The organism is Aeromonas sp. INTO2, from assembly GCF_049860605.1.
GTDB lineage: Bacteria > Pseudomonadota > Gammaproteobacteria > Enterobacterales > Aeromonadaceae > Aeromonas > Aeromonas caviae.
Map to the genome: position 1 here is coordinate 1,540,009 of NZ_CP187588.1, position 19,248 is coordinate 1,559,256.

Sequence of the window (19,248 nt, forward strand, 5' to 3'; positions counted from 1 at the left end):
CGGATGCGGTCACCGCCTGCGAGCGTTCTTGTGAGGCAATACGGGATCTGGGCGCTACCCTATGAGGCTAAGCTGTTGTAGGATCTCGCAATTGGATTGGGACTGGAGTGTGAACACCCTATGATTTTAACTCTGATATTGCTGTCAATCGGCGCACTCCTGTTTCTGGTCATCGCCTATAACGTGGTGCAGCAATACAAGCAGAAGGCCGAATCGGACAAGCGCCAGGCCATTGCCCGTCACAAGGCGGTGGCAGACGAGACCGAAGAGGTGTTGCTGAACGTCAACCTGGTGCCCTTTTCCAAAAACATGGTGTTGCTGTTGCAACACCGGATCCTGGATGCCTACCGCGCCATCGCGCTGGTGATGCCCAATGCGCAGGTCAAGCAGCGCATCGCCGATGTCCAGCTTCAGATCAAGAATGTGCAGGAGAATTACAGCAGCCAGGACGAGGGGCATTTCAAGACGCCGGAGTCCGACCGCCAGGCCATCCAGATGCTGCAACTGGCGAAGAAGATGCGGGCCGTGCTGCGGGTCGAGCACAACAAGGGCAAGATAGATCCCCAGGGCTTTGCCCAGGAGGATCGCCGCCTCGAGCTGATGCAGCTCAAGATCAACATCGCCAACCTGCTCAAGCGTGCCATGGATGCCCAGATCCAGGGGCAGTACGGCACCTGCCGCCAGCTCTACACCAAGGGGCTGGGGGCGCTGGCCAATGTCACCGACAAGGATCCCTACCTGCTGGCGCGGGAAGAGGACATGCGTCAGGGGATGCGCCAGCTGGAAGAACACCTGCAGCAGCACAGCGAGAAGGAGCTGCAAAACATCAAGGACAAAGAGACGGACGAACTGGACGTCCTGTTCCAACCCAAGAAGAAATGGTGATCATGTCACATCCCCTGGATTCCACACTGGGGCCCATGGCCCCATTTGTTTGTCAACTGCTCACGGAAATGCATGCCGTCATGGGAGTCAATGGCTCCCCCGTGGTGGATCACCTCTGCTACCGCGCCGCCACCCTGCCGGAATATCTGGAGTTGAAAGCGGTGCTGGCCGCCCACGGAGTCTTGCTGGTGGAGGGGATGATAGGCGGTCGTCCCATCGCCACCTATCGCTTGCACCAGCCTGTCTGCTGGGAGCAGGTGACCGTCCCCTGCATCGAACTGGCCGCCCCCAAGGCGGGCCGAAGCCATCAGGCCGGGCTCGAACATATCGAGCTGGTGGTGCCCTCGCTCACGGCCTTGGTGGCGACGCATCCCGATGTCCCCTTCAAGACCGGCAACATCGATGACGAACGCAATCCGGATATAGGATTGATGCTGCCCTCTGGGCAGATCAAGTTTCATCTGCGCCCGCTTGAGGAGGTGATAGACGAAGAGCTCTGCACCGGCGCCGTGGTGCCGGTACCGGCGGACTATTATGACGGTCTGTGAGGGGAGAGCCCGTTGACGGGAGCCTGACCCTGTGGCGTCAACGTACAAGCGGGCGCCACACGTCCTTTCAAGTGACCGAGCCAGAGGCTCAACCCCGCGGTGATCATCAACACCAGCTCGATGCCGAGCACCAGACCCCAGAGCCCCCCCTGCTCCCAGAAGGGGTGCAGATAAAGCCCACCCAGACTGGCTCCCAGGTAGTACCCCACCAGATAGAGCGACGAGGCGAGCGCCCGGTTGTGCTCCACGTGCTGGCCGACCCAGGCGCTGGCGCAGGCGTGGGCCAGGAAGAAGCCGAAGCTCGAGACAAGCAATCCCCCGATGATGGCGACAAGGCTCCCCTGCAGCAGGGCCAGACTGCCGAGTGCCATCAAGGTTATTCCCGCCAGCAGCAGACGATGTGCTCCCCAGCGATGGGCCCCGCGGCCGCTCAGTGAAGAGGCGACGGTGCCGGTGAGGTAGGTCAGAAACAGCATGCCGAGCCACTGGGTCGGCAGGGAGAAGGGGGCCTTGGCCAGCAGGAAGGTGAGATAGCTGTACTGATTCAGGAAGACCATGAAGTTGAGGCCGCCGATGAGATAGGCCCCCACCAGCAGGGGATTGCCAAGGTGACTCTGGATGGCGCGGCGCAGTTGCCCAGGCGCTGCCTCCACGGCCACGAAGCAGCGCTGGGCGGGCAGCAGCCAGATGACCAGTGGCAGCAGGGCGAGGCTGATGATCCCGATACCGAGGAAGGTGTGCTGCCAGTCACCAAACCAGCCAGCCAGCAGACCGCCGACCACCCGGCCCGCGATGCCCCCCAGGGAGTTGGCCGCGATATAGACGCCGACGGCTACGATGAGGGCACGTTTGCTGAACTCTTCCCCCATGTAGGCAATGGCGGTGGCGGGCAGCCCTGCCAGCAGGACGCCTTGCAGGATGCGCAGGCTCACCAGCACATCAAAGTGGGTGACCCAGGGGATGCACAGGGAGAGCAGGATGGCGGCCGCCAGGGTCCACAGCATGATCCGCCGCCGTCCGAACCGATCAGCCAGACGGGCACAGACGAGCAGGGAGCCTGCAAGCCCTGCGGTGCAGCCTGCCAGCGTCCAGCTGGCGGACAGGGCGCTGACGGAGAAAACCTCTGCCAGGAGTGGCAGCAGGGGATGGGTCTGGTAGAGATTGAGGAATACCAGGAAGGAGCCCAGGCTGAGAGCCAGGGTGGCACGTATCCATTCGCGACTGCCTACTTCGATCATATGGAGTTGTCCCGACGACTTTTGTGCAGGGTAGTGCGACGAAACGTATAAATATAATATATTTAAGTTATTACCCTGATAAATGAAATTGATATGGATCTGAAACAGCTCGGATACCTGCTGGCGGTGCGCGATGCCGGCTCCTTCACCAGGGCGGCCCAGGGGCTGAACGTGGCCCAGCCTGCTGTCAGCATGGCCATCGCCAAGCTGGAGCAGCAGCTCGATCTGCGGCTGTTTGACCGACAGGATCGCAGCGTGCGCCTCACCCCGGAGGGAGAGGTCCTTTGCCGCCACGCCGAACGGCTGCTGCGCCAGATGCACCAGGCCGAGGCCGAGATGGCCGAGCTCAAGGGGCTGGAGCGGGGGGAGGTGCGCATCGGCATCCCCTACATGATGGGATCCTATTACTTCCCGCCAATCCTGATGGCGTTCAAGCATCGCTACCCCGGTTTGAAGATCCGGGTGGAGGAGGCGGGCACCCGGGAGCTGCTCAGCCGCATGGTGGATGGCAGTCTGGATCTCGCCATCCTCATCACCAGCGATCTGCCACCGGCCCTCGAGGGGGCGCAGCTGCTGCGGGAAGAGATGCTGATGGTGGTGGGGGAGGAGCACCCCCTGCGTGGCGCTGAGGCGGTCTCGCTGCCACAGTTCTTCGGCCAGGAGCTCGCCATGTTCCGGCGAGGCTTCTACCACAGGGAACACATGGAGGTGTTGGCGCAGGGGCTGGGGGTAGAGCCTGACATCGCGTTCGAAAGCAATCTCATCCCGCTGCTCAAGGCGGTGGTGCGCCAGGGATTCGCCGTGACCACCTTCCTGCGCATGGCGCTGGAAGAGGAGCCGGCCCTCACCGGCATCCCTTTTTCACCCCCCATCTTCCTGGATCTCTGCGTAGCCTGGCGGCGGGGGGATCCGCTCTCCATGGCGAACCGGGCATTGCGGGATTTTTTGCTGGCGCAAGGGGATGTGTCTCATCATTGCGCTACAGATACTGAATGATTCAGTGGTATCACCAATAAAAACGCCTCCAATCTGGAGGCGTATGCTGACAAGGTGGATGCAACCTTATTTCTTGAACAGGTGATCCAGCTTGTTTGCCTTGGTGGAGAGATAAAACTCGTTGTGGGGATTGCGACCTTCCTGAAGGGGCACGCGCTCCGCCACCGGGATGCCAAAGGATTCCATCGCCTTCAACTTGCGTGGGTTGTTGGTCATCAGGCGCAGTGACTTGACCTCGAGCGCCTTGAGCATGTCGGCGCAGATGGTGTAGTCGCGCATGTCGGCGGCAAAACCAAGCGCCACGTTGGCCTCCACGGTATCGGCCCCCTGATCCTGCAGATGATAGGCCCGGATCTTGTTGAGCAAGCCGATGCCTCGCCCTTCTTGACGGACATACAGCAGGACGCCGCGGCCCGCCTTGGCGATGTTTTCCAGCGCGGCCTGCAATTGGAAGCCGCAGTCACAACGCAGACTGAACAGGGCATCCCCGGTCAGACACTCGGAATGAATGCGTCCCAGCACGGGTTCGCCGTCTGCGATATCGCCCATCACCAGCGCGGCATGATCCTTGCCAGTGCCGGTTTCCTGAAAACCAACCAGCGTGAAAGTGCCCCAGGGGGTCGGCAACTTGGATTTGGCCACGAGGGTAACGCTGCTCATATGGTTGCTCCTGACTACAGCTGCTTAAAAAAGGGCGGCCAGTTTAGCGCGCATTGTCCGGAACAACCATAAGAACAAAACCTTGCGTGAGAAGTGGGTTAACCCGATTGGTCAGAATAGGTGCAATCACGACGACTTTTGCGCAATTGTGTGCCCTGACAACTGCCAGCGACGGCGCATTCGGGTATAATCGGCGCCCATTAACCCATCCCGACAGGGATGTGTGCAACCAGTCAAGATGCCGAATGCGCAGGAGAAACGTTATGGCTCAGATGGCCCCCGTGATGACTATTGATGGCCCAAGTGGAGCAGGAAAAGGCACCTTGTGCCAGTTGCTGGCTGAAAAACTGGGCTGGCACCTGCTCGATTCCGGTGCCATCTACCGGGTGCTCTCCCTGGCAGCCCTGCATCACGATGTGGAGCTCGATTCCGAAGCCGCATTGGTTCCCCTGGCCGCCAATCTGGATGTGCAATTCCAGGTAGAAGGGGAGCTGGTCAAGGTGATCCTCGAAGGGGAGGATGTTTCCCGCACCATTCGTACTGAAGAAGTGGGCAACGCGGCCAGCAAAATTGCGGCGTTTCCCCGGGTACGTGAAGCCCTGCTGCGCCGTCAGCGAGCATTTCGCCAAGCCCCCGGTCTCATCGCCGACGGTCGCGACATGGGCACCGTGGTTTTCCCCGAGGCGGATGTGAAGATTTTCCTCGACGCCAGCGCCGAGGAGCGGGCCCAGCGCCGCTATAAGCAGTTGCAAGATAAGGGCTTTGATGTTAACTTTGAGCGTCTTTTAACCGAGATTCGGGAACGTGACGATCGCGACAGAAATCGCGCCGTCGCTCCTCTGAAACCCGCGGAAGATGCTCTTGTTGTAGACTCAACGTCCATGACCATAGATGAAGTGCTGGCAACGGTGCTTGCCTATGCAGAGCAACAACTTGGTGATGTCAGCGCAAACTGATGTCAGTCGTCTGCACCAAGGATGGCGCAGATAATTTAAAACAACCCCGCTTGTGCCGGATTGCAAGTGGATGTTTCATTTGTGACATAAACAATGATCGAATCTTTTGCTCAACTCTTTGAAGAGTCCCTGAACGCCGTTGAAACCCGTCAAGGTTCCATCGTCAAGGGCACTGTCGTTGCTATCGAGAACGGTTTCGTACTGGTTGATGCCGGTCTGAAATCCGAGTCTGCTATCCCGGCTGAAGAATTCAAGAACGCCATGGGCGAGCTGGAAATCAACGTAGGTGACTCCGTTGACGTGGCTCTGGACTCTATCGAAGATGGTTTCGGCGAAACCAAGCTGTCCCGCGAAAAAGCCAAGCGCCACGAAGCCTGGCTGCAGCTTGAAAAAGCTTACGAAGAGCAAGCTACCGTTATCGGTATCATCAACGGCAAGGTCAAGGGTGGTTTCACCGTTGAACTGAATGGCATCCGTGCCTTCCTGCCGGGTTCTCTGGTTGACGTGCGTCCGATCCGTGACACCGCTCACCTGGAAAACAAAGAACTCGAGTTCAAAGTCATCAAGCTGGACCAGAAGCGCAACAACGTTGTTGTTTCCCGTCGTGCCGTGATCGAGACCGAGAACACCTCCGAGCGTGAAAGCCTGCTGGCCAACCTGCAAGAAGGTCAAGAAGTTAAGGGTATCGTCAAGAACCTGACCGACTACGGTGCATTCGTAGATCTGGGCGGTGTTGACGGCCTGCTGCACATCACCGACATGGCGTGGAAGCGCGTTAAGCATCCTTCCGAAATCGTCAACGTTGGCGACGAGATCGCTGTCAAGGTTCTGAAGTTCGACCGCGAGCGTACCCGTGTATCCCTGGGCCTGAAGCAGCTGGGCGAAGATCCCTGGGTTGCTATCGCCAAGCGTTACCCGGAGACCACCCGTCTGTCTGGCCGCGTGACCAACCTGACCGACTACGGCTGCTTCGTTGAAATCGAAGAAGGCGTGGAAGGCCTGGTACACGTATCCGAGATGGATTGGACCAACAAGAACATCCACCCGTCCAAGGTTGTCAACGTTGGCGACGTGGTTGACGTGATGGTTCTCGACATCGACGAAGAGCGTCGTCGTATCTCCCTGGGTCTGAAGCAGTGCAAATCCAACCCGTGGCAGCTGTTTGCCGAAACTCACGCCAAGGGCGACCGTGTTTCCGGCAAGATCAAGTCCATCACTGACTTCGGTATCTTCATCGGTCTGGATGGCGGCATCGACGGCCTGGTTCACCTGTCTGACATCTCTTGGAACAACCAGGGCGAAGAAGCCGTGCGTGAATTCAAGAAGGGCGACGAAATCGAAGCCGTTGTTCTGCAAGTGGACCCGGAGCGTGAGCGCATCTCCCTGGGCGTCAAGCAGATCGAAGAAGACCCGTTCAATAAGTACCTGTCTGACAACAAGAAAGGTGCTATTGTGAAGGGCAAGGTTACCGAGGTTGATGCCAAGGGTGCCGTGATCGAACTGGCTGACGGCGTAGAAGGCTACCTGCGTGCCTCCGACGCTGCTCGTGACCGCGTAGAAGACGCCACTCTGGTGCTGTCTGTTGGTGACGAAGTTGAAGCCAAATTCATGGGCGTTGATCGCAAGAACCGCACCGTAAGCCTGTCTGTCCGTGCCAAGGACGAGGCTGATGAGCGTGTTGCCATCGACAGCCTGAACCAACAAGAAGAAGTTGTGTTCAGCAATGCCATGATGGAAGCGTTCAAAGCCGCCAAGGGTGAGTAATCCTTGATGCAAGAAAAGGGCGGCATTGCGCCGCCCTTTTTTATCTTGGCAAAATGATTATTGCATGTGATCGGGGAAGGAGATTTAACCTTATGACCAAATCAGATCTCATCGAACAACTGGCAGCCAGCCGCATGCATATGCCGGCCAAGGATGTCGAAGCCGCCATCAAGGAGATCCTTGAGCAGATGGCATCGACCTTGCAAAACGGCGACCGGATTGAAATCCGAGGATTTGGCAGTTTCTCGCTGCACTATCGTGCGCCCCGCGTGGGTCGCAACCCCAAGACCGGGGACAAGGTTGAACTGACCGGGAAATATGTCCCGCACTTCAAACCTGGCAAAGAGTTGCGCGAACGCGTCAACATCATCGAATAATGCAGAAAACGGCATACCTGAGTATGCCTTTTTCATTTTTATGTTTTGGAGTCTGCCCGTTGTCGGGTTTCTCACACTCTTTTCCCATTCGCGCTAGAGTCTGCCTGTGATTTTAAGGATAATCAGTCACTCATTCGCTACAGACAGGGAGCTCCCATGAAGCGTATCTTGGCCCTCATTCCACTGGTGCTGGTGTTTGTCCTGACCCTTGCCATCGGTTCTCAAAATGGTCAGCTGGTGCAGTTCAACTACCTGATTGCCCAGGGGGAGTTCTCGCTCTCCATGTTGCTGGGGTTCTTCTTCGCCGGCGGTTTTCTGCTGGGCTGGCTGGTGTTTGGTCTGCTGTTCCTGCGTCTCAAACTGCAAAATCGCACCCTGAACCGAACCATGCGTCGTCAATCTCGCGAGTTGGAGCTTGCCCGGTCGACAACCAAGGAATAATGTCCCTCGATGCTTGAACTGCTTTTCCTGCTGTTGCCCATCGCTGCCGGTTATGGCTGGTACATGGGCCGCAGGAGTGTTCGCCAGGACACCCAGCAACAGAGTAACCAGTTTTCCCGCCAGTACGTGGCGGGCCTCAACTATTTGCTCTCTGACGAGTCGGACAAGGCGGTGGATCTCTTTATCCAGCTGCTGGAAGTCGACAGCGAAACCATCGAAACCCACCTCTCCCTCGGCAACCTGTTCCGTCAACGGGGCGAAGTCGATCGCGCCATCAAGATCCACCAGAACCTGGTTGCCCGTCAGCTGACCCGTGAGCAGCGTCAGCTTGCCTTGCAGGAGCTGGCCCGTGATTTTCTGGCTGCCGGATTGCTCGATCGGGCCGAAGCACTCTGGAAAGAGCTGTGTGATGACAGCGATTTCGAAGAGACGGCTCTGGCACAGCTCCTGATCATTCATCAGCAGTTGCGTGACTGGGACAATGCCATCGCCGTGGCGGGGCGTCTGCAGAAATTCCAGGGCAAGAAGCTGGCCGAGCCCATATCCCACTTCTATTGCGAACAGGCGGAGAGTGCCTTGCGCGATGGTGACAAGCCTGCGGGCATCGCCAAGCTCAAGCGCGCGCTCGGTGCCCACCCGGCCTGTGCCCGCGCCAGCCTGCGGCTGGCCGATCTGGCGATGGAGGAGGGCAGGTTCGAGGATGCGGCCAAGGAGCTCCTGCGGGTGTTCGAGCAGGACATCGACTTTGCCTCCGAAGCCATGCCAAAACTGCTCGAATGCTATCGCCAGCTTGGTCGCAGCCAGGAGCTGATCCCGCTGCTTGAAAAAGCGGTAGAGGATCATGCGGGGGTCAGCGTGACCCTGGCGCTGGCCAATCTGGTGGAGGCCCGCGATGGGTTGAGTCAGGCTCGGGCGCTGGTGCTGCGCCAACTGCGTCGCCACCCCTCCATGAAGGGCTTTTATCAGCTGGTCGGTTTCCAGTTGGCCAGTGCCGAGGAGGGGCCTGCCAAGGAGAGCCTGGAGCTGCTGCAACAGCTGGTCGGTGAGCAGATCAAGATCAAGTCGACCCACAAGTGCCGCCAGTGCGGCTTTGCCACCCATTCGCTGTTCTGGCAATGCCCTTCCTGCCGGCAGTGGGGCACCATCAAGCCGATCCGAGGGCTGGATGGGGAGTAAACGCCAGCGAGGCCAGCACGCCCGGGCGAGCACGGATACCCAAAAATTTCAGATGCCAGCGTGCAACCGGGCCTCGGCTCTGCTGCGCCTGGCTGTGGCATAACAATCCATAGGAAGTGACATGCAAGACCCCAAAGTACTGGTCGCGCTGGATTATCAGCACGAAGCCGACGCCTTTGCCTTCATTGAGCAGATCTCACCGGCCCAGTGCCGCCTCAAGGTAGGCAAGGAGATGTTTACCCTGTTTGGTCCCCAGTTCGTTCGCCAACTGGTGGCCAAGGGGTTCGACGTCTTCCTGGATCTGAAATTTCACGACATTCCCAACACCGTCGCCAAGGCGGTGGCGGCCAGTGCGGAGCTGGGCGTCTGGATGGTGAATGTCCATGCCAGCGGTGGCGAACGCATGATGCGTGCCGCCAGAGAGGCGTTGCTGCCATACGGCGACAAGGCGCCCCTGCTCATCGGGGTAACCGTGCTGACCAGCATGGAGCAGTCCGACATGGCGCCCCTGGGTCTGGATGTGACGCCGGCAGAACAGGTGATCCGCCTGGCCACCCTTGCCAAGACGGCCGGGCTGGATGGTGTGGTCTGCTCCGCGGAAGAGGCGAGTGTGCTGAAGGGGCTGCTGGGAGCCGAATTCAAGCTGGTGACGCCGGGCATTCGTCCGAGCGGATCGGCTGCCGGCGATCAGCGCCGCGTCATGACGCCGCTGGCAGCGGTGGAGGCGGGTGCGGATTATCTGGTGATCGGGCGTCCCATCACCCAGTCCTCGGATCCCGCCGCCGTGCTTGGGGCGATCAATGCCGAGCTTTGCCGGTAACGGCGTAATGGGCGAATGAGCGCAGGCCGGATCCCAGATCCGGCCTGCTGCATTTTGGCCGTGGGCTGGCCTTGCCTATGGGGAGCTCAGGAGTGAACGGCCTGGGCGTCCAGACGAATGGGGAAGAGGCCGAGCAGCAGGCCGGCGAGTGCGCCGATGAAGTGTGACTCGATGTGTACCCTGGCACCGATCAAGGCGGAGACAGGGCTCTCGCCGGCACTGTAAAAGTCCACACCGAGCTTGATGGCGACGCCCGCCAGCATCAGCCAGCCGGAGTGACGGCGAAAGCGGATGTCCTGCATGGCACCCCATACGAACAATCCGTGCAGCAGGCCGGAGAGTCCCATGTACCACTGGGTTTGCGGGCAGCCCCACCAGATGCCGAGTCCGACCGCCGTTCCCAGCAGCAGCAACAGCACGGGCAGGCGCCATCCCGTCAGGTACTCCTGAAACAGGCTGTAGAGCACGGCCAGGCCGCTCAGGTTGAGCAGCAGATGCCATCCATTGGTGTGTGCCAGATTGCCTGTTATGATGCGCCACCCTTCGCCCTGGGCGATCAGGTCGCGATCGAAGGCGAGCTGATGATTTGGCACGGTGAAAAAGAGCAAGGCAGTGACGAGCGAAAGCGCGATGACCCAGAGCAGACCCGATTTTTCTGACAACATGAAGCAGCCCAACGACAAAGAGAGCCGATACTGTACACGCTGTACCCGGGCCCTCAAAGCGTGCCTGTGCGATTATATTCAGCGGGTGCCAAACCTGGCTGCGCTCCATATCCTGCAACACCCTGCCGAAGTAGGTCACCCCAAGGGGACGGCGGCGTTGCTGGCGGCGTCCCTGTCCGATGTGCGCATCCATGTGGGGGAGGATTTTTCCGACGACGAAGGGCTCAATGCCTTGCTTGTCGACCCCGCTGTCCAGTGTTACGTGCTGTGGCCCGATGAGGAGGCCCTGACCCTGATAGAGGCAAGGGAGCATCTCCTGAGGCGTGGGCGCACCGTGCGAGCCCACTTCATCCTCCTCGATGGCACCTGGCGCAAAGCCTATCGCATGTTGCACAGCTCGCCTGCACTGCTCGGGTTGCCGCGGATCACCCTCGGCGCCATTGCCGGGCAATATTCCATTCGCAAGAAGCCCTTTGAGGAGGCACTGTCCACCCTGGAGGCGGGCTACCATCTGTTGTCCCGGTGGGAAGGAGAGCCTGAGCGCTTCACCCCGCTGATGACCCTGTTTACCCATTTGAACCGGCAGTGGCATGACTTTGCACAAGGCCGCCGCCGTTGAGTTGCCCAGAGGAGTGAAAAACATGAAAAAAGCCGTCGTGGTCTTCAGTGGCGGGCAGGACAGCACTACCTGTCTGGTGCAGGCACAGGCCCGCTATGACGAAGTGCATGCCATCACCTTCGATTACGGCCAGCGCCACCGGGCGGAGATTGACACCGCCCGCCATCTGGCGACGGCGCTCGGGATCGCCGCCCACAAGGTAATGGATGTGACCATGCTCGGGGAGCTGGCCATTTCGGCGCTGACCCGGGACGACATACCGGTGAGCTTCGAGCTTCAGGAGAACGGCCTGCCCAACACCTTCGTACCGGGACGCAACATCCTGTTCCTGACCCTGGCGGCCATCTATGCCTATCAGGTGGGCGCCGAAGCGGTGATCACAGGGGTGTGCGAGACCGACTTTTCCGGCTATCCCGATTGCCGCGACGACTTCGTCAAGGCGCTCAATCAGGCGGTCTCCCTGGGGCTGGATCGCCCCATCCGCTTCGAAACCCCCCTGATGTGGCTCGACAAGGCCGAAACCTGGGCGCTGGCGGATCATTACGGTCACCTCGATACCGTGCGTCACCAGACGCTCACTTGCTACAACGGAATCCAGGGAGATGGTTGCGGGGCCTGTCCTGCCTGCGAGCTGCGTCGCCGTGGCCTGGATCACTATCTGGCTGACAAGAGCGGCATCCGTGCCAGACTTTACGAGAAGAGCGGACTGGGCGAGAAAAGCGGATCCTGAGCCTGTGCCTAGCCCGGGTTTGGGGTATAATCCGCCCCTTTTGCAGCAAGTCGTGACCAAGATGCACTACCCAATCAACGAGATCTTCCAGACCATCCAGGGGGAGGGGGTATTTACCGGCCTGCCCGCCATCTTCGTTCGCCTTCAGGGCTGCCCGGTGGGCTGCCCCTGGTGCGATACCCGCCACACCTGGGTGGTGGACCCCGAGCGTGAGGTGGCCCCAGGCGAGGTGCTCGATCGTTCCAATGAGTCCGACGGCTGGAGCAAGATGAGCACGGAAGATATCCTGGCCAGCTTTACCCGGCTCGGTTACCGGGCCCGTCACGTGGTGTTGACCGGTGGTGAGCCCTGCCTCTACGACTTGCGCGAGCTCTCTTCGGCCCTGGTGGCATCGGGTTATCAGGTGCAGATCGAAACCAGCGGGACCAGCGAGGTGCTGACCCATGAGCAGACCTGGGTGACTGTTTCCCCCAAGATCGGCATGAAGGGTGGGTTGCCGGTGCTGGTCTCTGCACTGGAGCGGGCCAACGAGATCAAGCACCCGGTGGCCACCGAGCACCATATCGAGGAGCTGGATGCCCTGCTGGCCACCGCCCGGCTGCGCCCCGATGTGATGATTGCGCTGCAACCCATCAGCCAGAAAGCCAGGGCCACGGAGCTGGCCATGGCGACCTGCATCGCCCGTAACTGGCGACTCTCCATCCAGACCCATAAATACCTGAATATCGATTGATATGGATGGACTCAGCGATGAGCGCATCTTGCTGACGCTGGCCAGCAAGATGCCTTACGGGAAATACAAGGGGCGGCGCATCATCGATATTCCCGAGCCCTATCTGGTATGGATGGCGCGAAGCGGTTTTCCAGCCGGTACCCTGGGCCAGTCTCTGGCACTGGCCTACGAGATAAAGCTCAATGGACTCGAGTCCATGATTATTCCCATTATTAACAGGATGTCAGAATGAGAATATATACAAGGCAAGGGGACAAGGGGCTCACGCGACTGGCCGATGGCACTTCCCTGGCCAAAGACGATAAACGTGTCGAGACCTATGGCGCCATCGACGAGCTGAATTCCCAAATAGGCTTGTTGATGGCTGAAATACCCGCCGGGGAGACGACTCTCCTGGCCGATCTCATATTGTTGCAGCAGGAGCTGTTTGATCTGGGGGGGGAGCTGGCATTTTCCAGTGAATCACAAACGGATACGCTGTGGCAGGTGAACGAGGCTTGGACGAACAGGCTCGAGCAACAGATCGATGCCTACAGTGCCGGGTTGCCGGTGCTGCGCAATTTTATTTTGCCGAGCGGTTCGCGGGCGGCGGCCCAGGCACATGTGGTGCGTACCCTGACCCGTCGCTGCGAGCGCCTGCTGCTTGGGTTGAGCCGCGTAGAGCGGGTGAATCCGGCCGTTTTGCCCTACCTCAACCGGCTGAGCGACTGGTTTTTCACCATCGCCAGATACCTGCTGGTATCGTCGGGTACCCCGGAGATCCTCTGGGTCAAGGCGGCTGACAGAGGCTGACCACCGCACGAAGCAGCAATAAAAAAACCTCGCCTTGCGAGGTTTTTTTATTGCTGTGGAAAGGGGTCTGATATTGCTGTCAGATAGCAAAGGCTTCCACGGATTTGCCTTCAGCAACGGCCTTGGCAATGACCGAGGGCATGCGGCCCTGACCGGTCCAGGTTTTTTCCACACCATTGTCCAGATAACGATATTTGGCGGGGCGGGGCGCACGTTTGCTGACCTTGGTATTCTCGGGCACCACGGTGTTGACCAATTCGGCGGGATCGATCCCAGCGGCCTTCAGCATTTCGGCATATTCGGCAATTTTCTTTTGATGCTCTTCACGGGCCTGGCGTTCGGCGGATTCATCTTGCCGACGTTCATCGACGATGGTGGAGAGCTTTTCCAAGCCTTCTTCCAGTTGTTCCAGCGTCAAATCGCGGCAAGCTGCACGCAGGCTACGGATATTCAACAGCACTTTCAGAAATTCGTTCATATTGGCTACCACGCGAGCAAAATATTAAGGAAAGTGCGAACAAGTATCCCACGAACAAAAAATGAAAATTTTAGTCATTTAATATCAACGGGTTACCATTAAATGCTCTCGTGCCATATGACTTATTCGCACCTTCCTTAAGGGAAAAACTGGTTTTTCGATAATTTATAGGGGTATTTGGCACCAAGTCAAGCCTGCCAAAATAATTAATTAGGCTGATAAATTAAGTCTTGAAATAGGTATGAAGGATATTTTTATCCGTTTGACGGGCCAACATCTTCGAATGGGCTCGTGTCAGATGAAAATATCGCCAGCGGAGTCTTTAATGAACCATTTGACTACCTTTACAGATATGGGGGCCACAGAAACCTTGAAATTTAATCAAAAAACTTGCTATCACCCGGCGGCTCGATAAAATGTGCCGCGAATACCTTTAAGTAGAGGCGCGCTGCCTATGAGTAACCGAGCGGAGGGTGATGCCTGCGATGCTCGATGAAAGGAGTCGGCGCCGAAGTGACCAGGCCATCATACCGGGTTGCTGGTTTTGCATCTAATAGGTGCAGGACTGCCATAGTCATCCACTATGGAGCGCTACCTGAAGGGGCTGAGGAGTATACCCTCCCCATGGGTTTTGTTTCTTTGATCCTCTCGGTAGATCTCCACCTGTTGTCTTTAGGTGCAAAGAGATCATGGACATCGTTCATTACGCCGACTCCGGTTGGTCCGTCGTTCCCCCCCTGCTGGCCGTTGCGCTGGCGATCATCACCCGCCGCGTCCTGGTGTCGCTGGGGGTGGGCATAGTCGCAGGCAGCCTGCTGATCAACCAGTTTTCTCCCCTTGCTTCCCTGCATTACATGCTCGATACCGTGCTCAGGATCTTCTGGGTCGACGGTGCGCTCAATCGTGACAACGTCAACATGATCCTCTTCATGTTGCTGCTGGGCGGCCTCATCAGTCTGATGAGCGTCTCCGGTGCGACCCGGGCGTTTGCCGAGTGGGCGGAGCGCCGCGCCAAGACCCGCAAGGGTGCCAAGTCCCTGACCGGTCTGATGGTGTTCGCCTTCTTCATCGACGACTTCTTCCACAGCCTGTCGGTGGGGGCCATCTGCCGTCCGGTGACCGATCGCTTCCAGATCTCCCGCGCCAAGCTGGCTTATCTGCTGGACTCCACCGCCGCGCCGGTCTGTGTGCTGATGCCGATCTCCTCCTGGGGGGCCTACATCATCGCCCTCGTCGGCGGCATCATGGCGGCTCATGGTCTGACCGACCAGAGCCCCATCTCCGCCTTCGTCGAAATGATCCCCATGAACCTCTATGCGGTGTTCACCCTGATCATGGTGCTGGTGGTGATCGCCTTCCAGCTCGACATCGGCCCCATGCGTCAGCATGAGCAGTGGGCACTGGAGGGCAAGCTGTGGGACGAGTCCAAGGGGCGCCCCATCGGGCTCGACATGGAGAGTCCGGAAGAGAGCAATGGCGGCATGATTGACATGGTGCTGCCCATCCTGACCCTCACCCTGACCACCGTCTATTTCATGATTGACTCCGGGGCTGCGGTGCTGGCCGACAAGGGGCTGCCGTTCAGCGTGCTCGGCTCCTTCGAAAACACCAATGTCGGCTCCTCCCTGGTCTATGGTGCCCTGTGCAGCCTGGTGGTCTCCATCGGTCTGGCCATGCGCCTCAAGCTCGGGGCAAGCAACTGGATGAAGGCGGCTCCGCAGGGGATCATGGCCATGCTGCCCGCCATCAACATCCTGCTGTTCGCCTGGACCATCGGCGCCGTGGTGCGCGATGTGGAAACCGGCAAATACCTGGCCTCCCTGGCCAATGGCAATCTGCCGGTGGAAGTGCTGCCCGCCGTGGTCTTCGTGCTCTCCTGCGCCATGGCGTTTGCCACCGGCACCAGCTGGGGCACCTTCGGTATCATGCTGCCGCTCGCCGGCGACATGGCGGCCGCCAGCGACATCAGTCTGATGCTGCCCATGCTGGCCGCCGTACTGGCAGGGTCCGTGTTCGGGGATCACAGCTCCCCCATCTCCAGCACCAGCATCCTGTCTGCCACCGGGGCCGGTTGCCATCACATCGATCACGTGATGACCCAACTGCCCTATGCCCTGGCCATCGCCTTTGGCGCTGCGCTCGGCTACCTGGTGATGGGGCTGATGCACTCCGCGCTGGCCGGTTTCACCGTGAGCGGGCTCTGGTTCCTGATCTTCTCCGGTTACCATTTGCGCAAAACCCGGGCGTATAGCGCCGTGGCAGTCGCATAAGAGAACAAGGGGCCTGCGGGCCCCTTGGTTTTGGCAGGGGCTTTGGTTAGCATGCGCCCCATCACTCCCGTTTCGGAACCCCATCATGGCTTCACTGCACTACAAATTTGCCACCATGAACTCAGGCAAATCGACCCAGCTCATCCAGGCCCACTTCAACTATCTGGAGCGTGGCATGTATCCGCTGGCCATGACGCCCGCCATCGACGATCGCTTCGGTGCCGGTGTCATCAGTGCCAGGGTCGGCCTTGAGCTGAAAGTGGAGGTGTTCAGCGACAGCTGCGATCTCTTCGAGATGGTCAAGGCGCGTCACGCAAAGCGGCACATCGATGTCTTCATCGTTGACGAGGCGCAGTTCCTGACCCGTGAGCAGGTCTACCAGCTTGCCCGCATCGTCGACGAGCAGGACATTCCGGTGATCGCCTATGGTCTCAAGACCGATTTTCGCGGCGAACTGTTTCCCGGCTCCTACCACCTGCTCTGTCTGGCGGACAAGTTCGAGGAGCTAAAAAGCATCTGCTGGTGCGGCAACAAGGCCCACATGAACTCGCGGGTCAACGAGGCGGGGCAGGTGATGCGCGACGGTGAGCAGGTGGAGATCGGCGGCAACGATCGCTATGTGTCGCTCTGCCGCAAGCACTATCTGGAAGGACGTGCCTTCAAGTAACCCGTGGCTGGCTCGTGCAGCCTGGACACCAAAGAGGGCGCCTATCTGGCGCCCTCTTTGTCTGTGGAGGTCAGTCGATCTCGATGTCCACAGGGGCGATGATGGGGTCTGCCGCCGGCAGGCGGTGGAAGAGCTGGCGAAAATGCTGCTGTACCCGGCCTATGTCCACCAGGGACATGCCGGAGGCGAAGCCGAACCAGACGTAGAGCCCGGTGAGGTCGCGAAACATGGGAGGGAGGTAGCGAGGGGCGTCGATGAGCCCCTCCAGATAGTGCTGATAGAGCACGGGGATGTCGTCCAGGGTCACCTTGCCGACGAACAGCATGGGCAGGATCTCCGGCACCCCCTCCAGCACGGCGCTGCGAATGAAGTTCACCGTCTCCACATAGCCCTTCACATAGGAGAGATCCTTGGTAAAGCAGGCGCCCCCTTCGACCATGCCTCCGCGAAACACCCGCTGGGTGATCTTGTAGGCGTCGTGCTCGCTGGCCCCTTTGGCCACGAAGTGGCGGAACACCTCGATGAAATCGGCGCCACGCTCCGCCATGTCGATGGCCATGACCCGATCCGAGATGCGCTTGGCCCTGTCCGGGAAGGAGCTGAAGGTGAGGGTCTCGATGAGTACTGCCAGCCCCTCCTGACAGGCGGTGATGCGGGGCGAGCCGGCGCCGAGCCAGGTGGCGTAAGATTGCTGGCGGCCGTTGAGGGTGGTGCCGACGTGAACCCAGCCTTCGTGTACCTCCAGCACCTGCAGATCGAGCTCCGAGAAACGGGCGTGGGAGTTGAGCTTGATGTAATCCCCCCCGGCGGCGGCATCGGAGACAATGCCATCGCTGAGCTTGACCTGGACTGTGCCGTCGCTGAAGTAGCTCGACAGCTTGCCCTGCAACCTCGCCACCGCGACTTCCCCCTCGAACTCCTTGGGGTAGGGACGCACCAGGTGGCGGGCGCCGGGCAGGGAGAAGATGTCGCACAATCTGGCCCCCAGCTCCTTCAGGGTCTTGCGATCCCCGCGCAGGTGATCGCTTGCCGAGCCGTAGAGCCGCTGGCTGTAGCGCTGGAAGTCAGGCTGCCCGCGCTGGCGCAGCATCTCGATGACCACCATGTACTGATCCACCGTCTCTTGCAGGATCCGGCCGAGATCGTCCTGAGGGCCGAGGCGCCGGCGGATCCTGTCCCTCAACTCCTTGAGCTCAAGGTACTTGTTGCGGGGATCGAACCCCAGGGGGAGGGATTCATAGAAGTGCCTGTCGATGGCGGGCAGTGCCTTGCCGCCACTTGCCAGAAAGTCGCTTTGCAGGTGACGGGGCCATTTGATGGCATCCAGGATGCGGATGGGTTTTTGCAGGGCGAGCAGTTCATCCGAGAGGGATTTGAGGTGCAGGCGATACTTTTCTTGGATGGTCATCGGGCTCTTTGGAGGCGAGTGCGCTACGAGAATGGCTGAGTATAGGCACAGGGCCTGTCAAAAAGAAGCGAGACGACGGGGATCCGGCCTGTGTGCTTTTGGTTGTCTGAAAATTGGTTTAGACTGCGCCCCTTGATCTCTACCGTGTCGTGAAAATGATGAATATCCCCAGCTCTGAAATGATAATGCGTTGGTTGCAACAGGCCCGGATCGAGCACTATGTGTGCGATCAGTGTCATGGCATCCACATGGTCTCCCTGCAGTCCGTTGAGGGCATCCAGGAGAGCCGGATCTTCGTGGAAGAGGAAGGGCTGCTGTTCTCATCCGAGCTGGAAGTGCGCCCCTCATCGCTGCTGCCCCTGGTGGCCGAACTGGGTCGTCTCAACATGCAATATCCGTCCCTCAAGGTGTTCCTCGACATCATCGATGACAACCTGCCACGCCTCGTTGTGGGTCACACCGTCTTTACCAAGGCGGGTCTCACCGTCGAGCAGTTCCTGCTGTTCGTTGAAAGCACCACGGCAGCCACCCATGAAGTGGTTTCCGAATGTGAACGCCTTGGCTTCCTCAATCTGCCGGAAATCCAGGTCGCACCGGAATCCGTTCACTGACCTCAGCACCTGAACTGTGCGTTTAATGTGCGAACGGTTCGCTGCGGCTAAAAAGCCGTTGACGGCGGCGGGGCTTTCCCCTAAATTACGCCCCGTTCCAGCGCAACGGCGCAGCGGACACCGTGTTGGCTGAACACGTTAAACCACAGACAAAAATTTGGTGCGGTATCCGAGAGGCTGCCCACCGACGAAGTCGGCAAGATGCACGCACAGCGCGCTCCGAAAGCCACTTAAAGCAGTAAAAATTTGGTGAGGTGTCCGAGTGGCTGAAGGAGCACGCCTGGAAAGTGTGTATACGGCAACGTATCGAGGGTTCGAATCCCTCCCTCACCGCCAAATATAACCCGTTGAATTTCAACGGGTTTTTTCATTTCTAGACTTACGTGATTTTTTTCCTGGATCAACTGGGTGGAA

Annotated in this window: 22 protein-coding genes, 1 tRNA gene and 1 riboswitch; of the genes, 18 read left to right on the top strand and 5 right to left on the bottom strand. The window is 59.1% G+C overall.

What is annotated here, in order from left to right:
- Window positions 1-120 precede the first annotated feature (120 nt).
- Together ACPW74_RS07250 and ACPW74_RS07255 are read left to right on the top strand one after the other, a co-directional pair.
- Entirely contained in the window at window positions 121-885 is a 765-nt protein-coding gene (locus ACPW74_RS07250; protein ID WP_010675007.1) for a hypothetical protein, read from the top strand.
- A complete protein-coding gene (locus tag ACPW74_RS07255; protein WP_199770479.1) occupies window positions 879-1,433 on the top strand; it encodes a VOC family protein in 555 nt (184 codons plus the stop codon). The genes ACPW74_RS07250 and ACPW74_RS07255 overlap by 7 nt, the downstream gene beginning before the upstream one ends.
- On the opposite strand, the gene ACPW74_RS07260 is transcribed toward ACPW74_RS07255, so the two are convergent.
- On the bottom strand, window positions 1,418-2,671 hold the full coding sequence (locus ACPW74_RS07260; RefSeq protein ID WP_104453016.1) for an MFS transporter: 1,254 nt from the start codon (window positions 2,669-2,671) through the stop codon (window positions 1,418-1,420). The two genes, ACPW74_RS07255 and ACPW74_RS07260, sit on opposite strands and share 16 nt — an antisense overlap.
- A gap of 93 nt (window positions 2,672-2,764) precedes the next feature.
- On the opposite strand from ACPW74_RS07260, the gene ACPW74_RS07265 reads away from it, so the two are divergent.
- Entirely contained in the window at window positions 2,765-3,667 is a 903-nt protein-coding gene (locus ACPW74_RS07265) for a LysR family transcriptional regulator (RefSeq protein ID WP_104453015.1), read from the top strand.
- A 66-nt stretch (window positions 3,668-3,733) separates the two neighbouring features.
- On the opposite strand, the gene ribA is transcribed toward ACPW74_RS07265, so the two are convergent.
- Entirely contained in the window at window positions 3,734-4,327 is a 594-nt protein-coding gene (ribA, locus tag ACPW74_RS07270) for a GTP cyclohydrolase II (protein ID WP_010675003.1), read from the bottom strand.
- Between the two features lie 263 nt (window positions 4,328-4,590).
- Between ribA and cmk the strand changes: the two genes are divergently transcribed.
- The 6 genes from cmk to pyrF all read left to right on the top strand — a co-directional run bounded on the left by cmk (window position 4,591) and on the right by pyrF (window position 9,861).
- Window positions 4,591-5,283 carry a (d)CMP kinase gene (gene cmk / locus ACPW74_RS07275; RefSeq protein WP_041215039.1) on the top strand — a complete coding sequence of 231 codons (693 nt, stop codon included), beginning with the start codon at window positions 4,591-4,593 and terminating at the stop codon, window positions 5,281-5,283.
- 93 nt (window positions 5,284-5,376) lie between these two features.
- Window positions 5,377-7,047: a 30S ribosomal protein S1 gene (gene rpsA, locus ACPW74_RS07280; protein ID WP_010675001.1), complete on the top strand. Its 1,671-nt coding sequence runs from the start codon at window positions 5,377-5,379 to the stop codon at window positions 7,045-7,047.
- A 92-nt stretch (window positions 7,048-7,139) separates the two neighbouring features.
- Window positions 7,140-7,424 (top strand): integration host factor subunit beta, encoded by a 285-nt coding sequence (ihfB, locus tag ACPW74_RS07285; RefSeq protein ID WP_005299934.1) that lies wholly within the window; start codon window positions 7,140-7,142, stop codon window positions 7,422-7,424.
- A gap of 156 nt (window positions 7,425-7,580) precedes the next feature.
- The gene (locus ACPW74_RS07290) at window positions 7,581-7,865 is read left to right on the top strand and encodes a LapA family protein (RefSeq protein ID WP_010675000.1); all 285 of its coding nucleotides are present in this window, start codon (window positions 7,581-7,583) and stop codon (window positions 7,863-7,865) included.
- Between the two features lie 9 nt (window positions 7,866-7,874).
- Entirely contained in the window at window positions 7,875-9,041 is a 1,167-nt protein-coding gene (gene lapB, locus ACPW74_RS07295; RefSeq protein WP_128313407.1) for a lipopolysaccharide assembly protein LapB, read from the top strand.
- A 121-nt stretch (window positions 9,042-9,162) separates the two neighbouring features.
- Complete coding sequence (gene pyrF, locus ACPW74_RS07300; RefSeq protein WP_069785130.1) at window positions 9,163-9,861, top strand: orotidine-5'-phosphate decarboxylase; 699 nt, start codon at window positions 9,163-9,165, stop codon at window positions 9,859-9,861.
- Between the two features lie 86 nt (window positions 9,862-9,947).
- Here pyrF and rrtA read toward each other — a convergent pair whose 3' ends face one another.
- Entirely contained in the window at window positions 9,948-10,526 is a 579-nt protein-coding gene (gene rrtA, locus ACPW74_RS07305) for a rhombosortase (RefSeq protein WP_425858808.1), read from the bottom strand.
- Between rrtA and ACPW74_RS07310 the strand changes: the two genes are divergently transcribed.
- The 5 genes from ACPW74_RS07310 (at window position 10,492) to ACPW74_RS07330 (ending at window position 13,400) form a co-directional block, all read left to right on the top strand.
- Window positions 10,492-11,145 (top strand): tRNA-uridine aminocarboxypropyltransferase, encoded by a 654-nt coding sequence (locus ACPW74_RS07310; protein ID WP_425858809.1) that lies wholly within the window; start codon window positions 10,492-10,494, stop codon window positions 11,143-11,145. The genes rrtA and ACPW74_RS07310 overlap by 35 nt on opposite strands.
- Window positions 11,146-11,167: 22 nt before the next feature.
- Window positions 11,168-11,875 (top strand): 7-cyano-7-deazaguanine synthase QueC, encoded by a 708-nt coding sequence (queC, locus tag ACPW74_RS07315; RefSeq protein WP_128273342.1) that lies wholly within the window; start codon window positions 11,168-11,170, stop codon window positions 11,873-11,875.
- 61 nt (window positions 11,876-11,936) lie between these two features.
- Window positions 11,937-12,608: a 7-carboxy-7-deazaguanine synthase QueE gene (queE, locus tag ACPW74_RS07320; protein WP_010674994.1), complete on the top strand. Its 672-nt coding sequence runs from the start codon at window positions 11,937-11,939 to the stop codon at window positions 12,606-12,608.
- A 1-nt stretch (window position 12,609) separates the two neighbouring features.
- Entirely contained in the window at window positions 12,610-12,840 is a 231-nt protein-coding gene (locus tag ACPW74_RS07325) for a DUF3820 family protein (protein ID WP_039038687.1), read from the top strand.
- Window positions 12,837-13,400, top strand: coding sequence for a cob(I)yrinic acid a,c-diamide adenosyltransferase (locus ACPW74_RS07330; protein WP_041211547.1), 564 nt, complete (start codon window positions 12,837-12,839; stop codon window positions 13,398-13,400). Before ACPW74_RS07325 ends, ACPW74_RS07330 begins: the two co-directional genes overlap by 4 nt.
- A gap of 79 nt (window positions 13,401-13,479) precedes the next feature.
- Here ACPW74_RS07330 and ACPW74_RS07335 read toward each other — a convergent pair whose 3' ends face one another.
- On the bottom strand, window positions 13,480-13,878 hold the full coding sequence (locus tag ACPW74_RS07335; RefSeq protein WP_201901170.1) for an H-NS family nucleoid-associated regulatory protein: 399 nt from the start codon (window positions 13,876-13,878) through the stop codon (window positions 13,480-13,482).
- A gap of 430 nt (window positions 13,879-14,308) precedes the next feature.
- Window positions 14,309-14,480: riboswitch (Lysine riboswitch) on the top strand.
- Between the two features lie 87 nt (window positions 14,481-14,567).
- Between ACPW74_RS07335 and ACPW74_RS07340 the strand changes: the two genes are divergently transcribed.
- Both ACPW74_RS07340 and ACPW74_RS07345 read left to right on the top strand, forming a co-directional pair.
- Window positions 14,568-16,148 carry a Na+/H+ antiporter NhaC family protein gene (locus tag ACPW74_RS07340; protein WP_279981424.1) on the top strand — a complete coding sequence of 527 codons (1,581 nt, stop codon included), beginning with the start codon at window positions 14,568-14,570 and terminating at the stop codon, window positions 16,146-16,148.
- An 85-nt stretch (window positions 16,149-16,233) separates the two neighbouring features.
- The gene (locus ACPW74_RS07345; protein WP_010674989.1) at window positions 16,234-16,815 is read left to right on the top strand and encodes a thymidine kinase; all 582 of its coding nucleotides are present in this window, start codon (window positions 16,234-16,236) and stop codon (window positions 16,813-16,815) included.
- A gap of 70 nt (window positions 16,816-16,885) precedes the next feature.
- On the opposite strand, the gene ACPW74_RS07350 is transcribed toward ACPW74_RS07345, so the two are convergent.
- Entirely contained in the window at window positions 16,886-18,223 is a 1,338-nt protein-coding gene (locus tag ACPW74_RS07350) for a flavohemoglobin expression-modulating QEGLA motif protein (RefSeq protein ID WP_114522776.1), read from the bottom strand.
- A 155-nt stretch (window positions 18,224-18,378) separates the two neighbouring features.
- On the opposite strand from ACPW74_RS07350, the gene ACPW74_RS07355 reads away from it, so the two are divergent.
- Both ACPW74_RS07355 and ACPW74_RS07360 read left to right on the top strand, forming a co-directional pair.
- Window positions 18,379-18,834 carry a YbjN domain-containing protein gene (locus ACPW74_RS07355; protein WP_160839247.1) on the top strand — a complete coding sequence of 152 codons (456 nt, stop codon included), beginning with the start codon at window positions 18,379-18,381 and terminating at the stop codon, window positions 18,832-18,834.
- Window positions 18,835-19,082: 248 nt separating this feature from the next.
- Window positions 19,083-19,170 (top strand) — tRNA-Ser (locus tag ACPW74_RS07360).
- Window positions 19,171-19,248 lie beyond the last annotated feature (78 nt).